Origin of the sequence: Mycobacterium sp. 1245801.1 (genome assembly GCF_001673055.1) — a bacterium.
Lineage (GTDB): Bacteria > Actinomycetota > Actinomycetes > Mycobacteriales > Mycobacteriaceae > Mycobacterium > Mycobacterium europaeum_A.
Genome location: NZ_LZKY01000173.1, coordinates 1 through 7,023, shown reverse-complemented (window position 1 = coordinate 7,023; position 7,023 = coordinate 1). Strand labels below are relative to the sequence as shown.

At 68.2% G+C, this 7,023-nt stretch carries 8 protein-coding genes; 4 read left to right on the top strand and 4 right to left on the bottom strand.

All coding sequences use genetic code 11. The annotated features are described in order from the left end of the window. From A5622_RS29610 to A5622_RS11200, 3 genes are all read left to right on the top strand, one after another. The coding region (locus tag A5622_RS29610; RefSeq protein ID WP_232002940.1) for a preprotein translocase subunit SecD at positions 1-578 on the top strand (578 nt) is incomplete at its 5' end. Next, the gene (locus A5622_RS11205; protein ID WP_066866503.1) at positions 575-1,414 is read left to right on the top strand and encodes a sugar phosphate isomerase/epimerase; all 840 of its coding nucleotides are present in this window, start codon (positions 575-577) and stop codon (positions 1,412-1,414) included. The genes A5622_RS29610 and A5622_RS11205, both read left to right, overlap by 4 nt. A gap of 38 nt (positions 1,415-1,452) precedes the next feature. Further along, positions 1,453-2,118, top strand: a complete 666-nt coding sequence (locus A5622_RS11200) for a class I SAM-dependent methyltransferase (RefSeq protein ID WP_066866501.1) — start codon at positions 1,453-1,455, stop codon at positions 2,116-2,118. A 28-nt stretch (positions 2,119-2,146) separates the two neighbouring features. Here the strand turns inward: A5622_RS11200 and A5622_RS11195 are convergent, their stop codons facing one another. Beyond that, positions 2,147-3,748: an arylsulfatase gene (locus A5622_RS11195; protein WP_066866536.1), complete on the bottom strand. Its 1,602-nt coding sequence runs from the start codon at positions 3,746-3,748 to the stop codon at positions 2,147-2,149. Between the two features lie 116 nt (positions 3,749-3,864). Here A5622_RS11195 and A5622_RS11190 point away from each other — a divergent pair, with 116 nt between their 5' ends. Beyond that, positions 3,865-4,884, top strand: a complete 1,020-nt coding sequence (locus A5622_RS11190) for a nitronate monooxygenase family protein (RefSeq protein WP_197507993.1) — start codon at positions 3,865-3,867, stop codon at positions 4,882-4,884. A 4-nt stretch (positions 4,885-4,888) separates the two neighbouring features. On the opposite strand, the gene A5622_RS11185 is transcribed toward A5622_RS11190, so the two are convergent. The 3 genes from A5622_RS11185 to A5622_RS11175 all read right to left on the bottom strand — a co-directional run. Then, complete coding sequence (locus tag A5622_RS11185; protein WP_066878515.1) at positions 4,889-5,710, bottom strand: class I SAM-dependent methyltransferase; 822 nt, start codon at positions 5,708-5,710, stop codon at positions 4,889-4,891. Then, positions 5,707-6,177: a GbsR/MarR family transcriptional regulator gene (locus A5622_RS11180; RefSeq protein WP_066866496.1), complete on the bottom strand. Its 471-nt coding sequence runs from the start codon at positions 6,175-6,177 to the stop codon at positions 5,707-5,709. Before A5622_RS11180 ends, A5622_RS11185 begins: the two co-directional genes overlap by 4 nt. A 276-nt stretch (positions 6,178-6,453) precedes the next feature. After that, a partial coding sequence (locus A5622_RS11175) for an amidohydrolase family protein (RefSeq protein ID WP_156752923.1) occupies positions 6,454-7,023 on the bottom strand: 570 nt, incomplete at its 5' end.

Sequence of the window (7,023 nt, the reverse complement as noted above, 5' to 3'; positions counted from 1 at the left end):
TGGCCGTCTGGCTCGGGTCGCTCGGCCTGCTCGCCGCCGCGATGAGCGGCTGCCAGCACGCGCACCGGCCCGCACCGTCCAGCTCATCGACCACCGCGCCGCCGAGCACCATCGCGCCCCCGCCACCGCCACCCCCACCGGTGGTCAAGATCGCCCCATTGCCGGTGCGGCCGGTGACGAAGTCGCAGCCCACGACTCCCGCCGTCAAGTGCCCGGCCACCGATCCGAACGCCCCGACCAAGCCGACGGACACCCTGACCACCTGTGACATCGGGCGAACCACCGTCTACACGTTGGGCCCCGAGACCATGCAACTGGGCCTCGTGCACGTGGACCCGCCGAAATCGTTGACTGCGGACTATTACGAACTGACCCTTGTGCTGGATCCCCCGTCGACGGCCGCCTGGGCCGCATTCACCGGCGAGCATCTGCAAGACCACATGGCCTTCATCCGGGACAACATGGTGCTCGAGGCGCCGATCATCGAGCAACCGGCCACCTCGGGGCGGATCGTGCTGACCACCCAAACGGCCCAGGGCGCTGCGCAATTGGCGCAACTTGTGGGCCGCCCCGCATGACACCATCGGGGCGGGCGTACCGCCTCGGCATCGGCATGCTCAGCGTATTCGGGCTGCCACCAATCGAATTGGTGGGTCTCGCCGCGAAGCTGGGATGCCGCCACATCTCGGTCGCCGTGCAGGGGATGCCGCTGGTACCGCTGGGTTATCCTCGTTTCTCGTTGAGGGACGACGCCGCGCTGCGCGGCGACCTGCTCGCGGCGCTGCGCGATCGGGGCGTGAGCATCTCGCTGGGCGACGGGTTTCTGGTGGTGCCCGGCGCCGACGTCAGCGCCCTGCGCGGTGATCTCGACGTGATGGCCGAGCTCGGTGTCCCCCGAATCAATGTGGTCAGCGTGGACCCCGACCTTGCCCGGACCCTTGACCAGTTCGCCGCACTGACCGAGCTTGCGGCGCAGCGCAATATCGAGACGGTCGTCGAACCGGTGCCCGGCCTGACGATCGGCGACCTGAGCGCCGCCCTGGCCGCCGCGGAATACGTCGCACGCCGCGAATTCCGCTTGTTGATCGACACCATGCACTTGGTGCGGTCGGGCTCCGGCGCCGCCGAACTGGCCGCTATCGATGCCGATCGCATCGGCTACGCCCAACTCAACGACACGACGCTGCGGCCGCGCATCGACAACTACCTGGAGGAGGCCATGTTCGAGCGCATGGTTCCCGGTGAGGGCGAACTTCCGCTGCACGACCTGCTTGCCGCGCTTCCCGCCGATACGGTGCTCGAAATCGAAGTGCCGCGGCGATCGTTGGCGTTGGCGGGGGTGAGCCCGCTGGACCGCCTACGTCCGTGCGTCGAGGCCGCACGCCGCTTGCTGTCGGAGGTTCAGGCCGGGTAACGCAGCGGTAGCCCCGAGTTTCCGGTTAGGGTCAGCGGATGGGGCAGGTAACGGAGCGCTGGCGTGCGGCTCGGGTGGCATCGGCGTTGTACAACACGGCCGCAATGCATGACAGCGTCGCTGCGGTGGGCGCAAAAGCGTTGTGGGGGTTGGCGTTACATGAGCTGCTGGAAGTGGTTCGGCGCGTCGGTGAAGCTCCCGCCGGCGCCCGTGTGCTGGACATCCCGTGCGGTGGCGGATTTGCCTTTCGCGGCCTGCGCCCCGGGCAGGATTGCCGCTACGTGGCCGCCGACATTTCCTCGGACATGCTCGGGCGGGCACGCCGTCGGGCAACTCAGCTGGACGTGGCCGACCTGATGGAGTTCACCGATGCCGATATCACGGATCTGCCCTTCCCGGACAACACCTTCGACCTGGCCTTGACGTTCAACGGTCTGCACTGTCTTCCCGACCCACGAGCGGCGGTCGTCGAACTCGCCCGCGTGCTGAAGCCGGGTGGGATTCTTCGCGGGAGCACCTGTGTACGCGGTCGCGGCTGGCGCCAGGATCGTTTTGTGACCGCGCTGCGGGCGGCGGGCTTTTTCGGCGATACGCCCCGGGCCGGTGACGTGCAACGCTGGCTGGCGGACGCGGGACTCGAAGTCTTGGCGGCACGGCACAGCGGTGCGGTCGAGCTGTTCGAGGCCCGAAGACCCAGCGGGTGATCCCTAGCGAACGTTACGGTCAGCGTCCTCAGAGTTGCAGGTCGTACACCGAGATGGGGTCGAGGATCACGCCGGTTTCCTCAACGTAGCGATCCCACAGCGCCAGCAGCTCGGCCAGCTTGTCGGGCCGGGAGGCGGCCAGATCGTCGATCTCACCGGGATCGGCGGACAGATCGTAGAGCTGCCAGTCGCCCGGCCCGTACGGCGCGGGCAGGTACAGCGCCTTCCAGTCGCCCTGGCGGATGGCGCGGCGGCCGAACAACTCCCAGCCGGTGCCGGTGTCGGCGTCGTGCACGGTCTCGGTGGCGCCCGTCAGGTAATCCACCAGTGAGCGGCCGCGCATGGGCGCCACCTCGCGCCCGCCGTACGACGTGCCCGGGTGCGTGGTGCCGGCCAATTCCAGCAGGGTCGGCGCGATGTCCATGACCGTGCTGAACGCGGTGCCGATCTCTTGCTGGCGGGCGAAGCCGGGCCAGGTGACGAAGCCGGTCACGCGGATCCCGCCCTGGGTGGTGAACGCCTTGTGCAGGCGCGACGGCGCGGTGGCGGCCTGCGCCCAGCGCGGGCCGTACCAGATGAACGACGTGGGCCGGCCCAGGTTCTCCAGGCTGTTGTCGCAATGCTTTTCGATCTGTGCGGCGATTTGGGGGCCGCGCAGTGGCATCGCCTCCACGATCGCGCCCTCGGCGCCGTTGTCGGACAGGAAGATGACGACGGTGTTGTCGAGTTCGCCGCTGGCCGTGAGGTAGTCGATGACCCGGCCGACGTTGTGGTCCATCCGGTCGACCATCCCGGCGTAGACCTCCATGCTGCGCGCCGAGCGCGCGCGCTGCTCGTCGGTCATGTCGGCCCACTCGGGCGCGCCGTCGGCCACCACCGGGTGTGCGACGACGTCGGGCGCACAGAGGCCGAGCCGCTTGAGTGCGGCCAGCCGCTCCTCGCGCAGCGCGTCCGGCCCGGCGTCGTAGCGGCCCCGATATTTCGCGATGGATTCGTCGGGCGCCTGCAGCGGCCAGTGCGGAGCCTGGAACGGCAGATAGGCGAAGAACGGCCGGTCGTCGTCTGCGTCGCGCTCATCCAGATACCGCAACAGCGTGTCGGTGTAGGCGTCCGACGAATAGAAGTCGTCGCCGACGGTGACGAACCGGTCGTCCTCGGTGTAAAGCGTTGGCACGGGCGAGAATCCGCGCGCTCCCGCTCCGCCGTAGTGACTGGCGCCGGCCGGCAGCAGGGCGAACGAGCGCTCGAAGCCGCGCGCCCACGGCGAGGTCTCGATGGTGGCGCCGAGGTGCCATTTGCCCGACATCAGCGTCAGATATCCCGCGTCGCGCAACAGTTCGGGCAGCGCGACGACCCGGTCGTTCAGGTAGCCCTCGTACCCGGGTGCGCCGCGGAAGTCCGGGGAAGCGACCTCGAGCATCGTGCCGATGCCGGCGATGTGGTGGTCGGTCCCGGTCAACAGCATGGCCCGGGTGGGCGAGCAGGCCGGGGCCGAGTGGAAATCGGTGAGCCGGACACCGGCGTGGGCCAGCCGGTCCAGATTGGGCGTCTCGATTTCGCCGCCGAATGCGCCGAGATCGGAGAATCCGAGGTCGTCTGCAACGATGACGAGGAAGTTGGGGCGCGTCACGCTCAAGCATCCTGCCAGGTCGGTCGCCATGGCGGAATGATGCGCACCCGCTCGACGTCGATACTGTCGAGGCGGGCTCTATCCGCCCGCACTGCGAACAGCGAAGGGGCATGAAGATGTTGACGCAGTTTGGAATGTCCATCCCGCTGGTGGCGGCTCCGATGTCGGGTGGCCCGACCACCCCGGCCATGGTCTCGGCCGCCTCCCGCGCCGGCGCCCTGGGCTTGCTCGCGGCCGGATACAAGACCGTCGAGGCCATCGAGGCCGAGATCAAAACCGTTCGCGCCGAGGGAATCCCGTTCGGGGTCAACGTCTTCGCGCCCAATCCGGTGCCGGTCGATCCGCAACGCTACCGCACCTACGCGGCGATCGTGCAGGCCGACGCCGACCAGTTCGGGCTGAGGCTGCCGCCCGAACCCATCGAGGACAACGACAAATTCGACGAGAAGATCGCGCTGTTGCTCGACGACCCCGTTCCGATGGTGTCGTTCACTTTCGGCATACCGTCGCGCGACGTGATCGCCGCGCTGCGACGCGCGGGCAGCGTCGTGGTCCAGACGGTCACCACGGCCGACGAGGCGGCGCAGGCGTACGACGCCGGCGTCGACATGCTCGCCGTGCAGGCCGCCGACGCCGGTGGGCACTCCGGCACCCTCTCGCCGCAGCGGCCGTTGACGCCGGTGCCGATCGTCGACCTGGTCCGGCAGGTCGTCGCGCGGGTGCCCCTGCCCGTGCTGGCCACCGGCGGGCTGGCCACCCCCGCCGCGGTGGCCGAGGTGATCCGCGCCGGTGCGACCGCGGCGGCGGTGGGCACCGTGCTGCTGCGCGCCACCGAGAGCGGCGCCTCGGCCACTCATCAAGCGGCCCTGATCGATCCCGCCTACACCGAGACGGTGCTGACCCGGGCCTTCACCGGCCGGCCCGCCCGCGGCCTGCGCAACGCGTTCATCGAGGCCCATGAAGCCGAGGCGCCACCGGGCTACCCCGCCATCCATTACCTGACCAGCCCGCTGCGCAAGGCCGCCGCGGCCGCGGGCAAGCCGGACTACGTCCACCTCTGGGCGGGCACCGGATATCGGCACGCGACCGCGGAACCCGCCGCCGACATCCTGCGCCGGCTGGCCTCCGACCTGTGACCGATCAGTACTCGAAGCGGTTCAGCACGTCGTAGTGGCGGCCGGCGGTCAGCCACGTCACCCGGTAGATCAACCGCACCGCGGCCGAAGGGATTCGCTGGTAATCGGCCAGCACGGGTGTCTGCTCGAGGAAGCGCAGCCGCGGATTCCACGTCGCGATCTCGCGCGCGTCACGGATGCCCCATTTGATGATTCCCCGGGTGAAGATCCTCGACATCAGCGGCGCCACGGCAGACAGCGTGTCGAAATGCATTTCGCCGCCGGCGAATCGGTCGATCAGCCGCTGCAGTAGCCGCCGGACGTCGTCCTCGGGCAGGTACATCAGCAGGCCCTCGGCAACGATCAGCGTCGGACGGCCGGTCGGGACCTGATCGAGCCACTGCAGTTCGGTCACCGACGAGCCGATCATCCGGTAGCCCTCGGTATCGTCGTAAAGCCTGCTGCGCAGCCCGATCACGCTCGGCTGATCGACGTCGAACCAGGTCACCGACGGCGGCACACCGAGGCGAAACGCGCGCCCGTCCAAACCACAGCCCAGGTGCAGGACGACCGCGTCCGGATGGCGGGCGAGGAAGTCGGCGCACCAGTTGTCGAGCTGCTTGGCCCGCAGCGCGACGAGGTACTGATTGGCCGCCGGCCACGACATCCGATGGATTCGCTGGAAGTCGTAGTCGATGCGGTCCACGGCTTCGGCGGCCGCCTTGTCCCCCAGAATCGGCCGCTCCGAACGGCTTTCGTGGGCACGCAGGTAGAGCGTGACGAGATTCGTCCACTCCACCGATCCCCAGGACACGGAACTGAAGTCGACTTTGTCCGTCGCGGTCATGGTTGTTTCCTTTTCGCCCGGTATTCGGTCCACATGCGCATGAGTTGCTCGCCGTAGGCCTGGGTGCAGAACTCACAGAAATCGCGGAAATCCTCGACGCGCTGCCGCTGTTCGGCGCGGTCCTCGCCCAGCATCGACAGCGCGTACTCGGCGGGTTCGATGCCCAACCGCATCAGCGACAGCTGAGTCGCCAGGACGCTGGTGAAGCCGCCCGGCCTGACGCGGTAGACGTGCTGACGGTTGGGGCTGGGCAACCGCTCCACCATGCCGCCATCCAGCAGTTGCCGGGCGACGGTGCTGATCGACGCCTTGCTCACCGATAACGCCTCGGTCAGCTGGGTCAACGACTGCTGCGGCGGATCGCAGATCAACAGCCACCCGTACACCCGGCCCATGGTCCGGGTGGCGCCGAGCAGCTCGAAGAAGAGCCCGAGGCGGTCGACGAACTCGGCCTCGTCCGGCGCCATCAAATCTCCCAACTACGTTCAGTACGTACTAAACGTAGCTTATAGGACGTCAGGTCGGCCAGTGTGAGGTCAACTGGCCGCCCCCTGCGCCGCGGCGGCCCGCATGCCCAGCACGCTGTCGATCGCGACCGGTGGCGATTCCGATTAAGGTCCCGGCACCTCGTTACGATCGAAGTTACGAAAGCGATACGGGCGATGGCTCTCTTGTGCGCGATACCCACGCAACGGGCGATTTTCGGCTTTTGCGCATTGTGCTCGGGCGCCCGCGCGGACCGGTCAGAACGCTTCGGGATCCCGTTGCACCTCAGCCGGCACCGGGTGCCGGTACAACCGAGAGGCGTTCTCCCAGCTGAACTTTCGGATGACCTCGAGTGGCAGATCACCGATTTGTTCGTGAATGGTCTGCTGGGTGTGCGGCCAGGTCGAGTCGCAATGCGGGTAGTCGGCCTCCAGCATGATGTTGTCGACGCCGATCCGGTCGCGCTGCACGAACGAGGACTTGTCCTCGACCGCGCAGAACCAGAAGTTGCGGGTCAGCACCTCGGCGGGGGTCAGGGTCTCGCCGAGCGCCTGCCAGGTGCCGTACATGGCGTGATAGCTGAGCATGTGGTCGAGGCGGTCGAGCAGCCCCGCCACCCAGCCGATGCCGCCCTCGGACAGGCAGATCTTGAGGTCGGGGAACCGGCTGGGCAGCCCGGAGTACAACCAGTCGACCGCCGCGGAGATGGCGTAGGCGAAGAACAGCACGCCCTGCACGTCCGGCGGCGCATCGGCGGTGGTGGACGGTGACGACCCCGACGACCCGATGTGCAGATTCACCACGGTGCCGGTCTCGGCGCAGGCCGC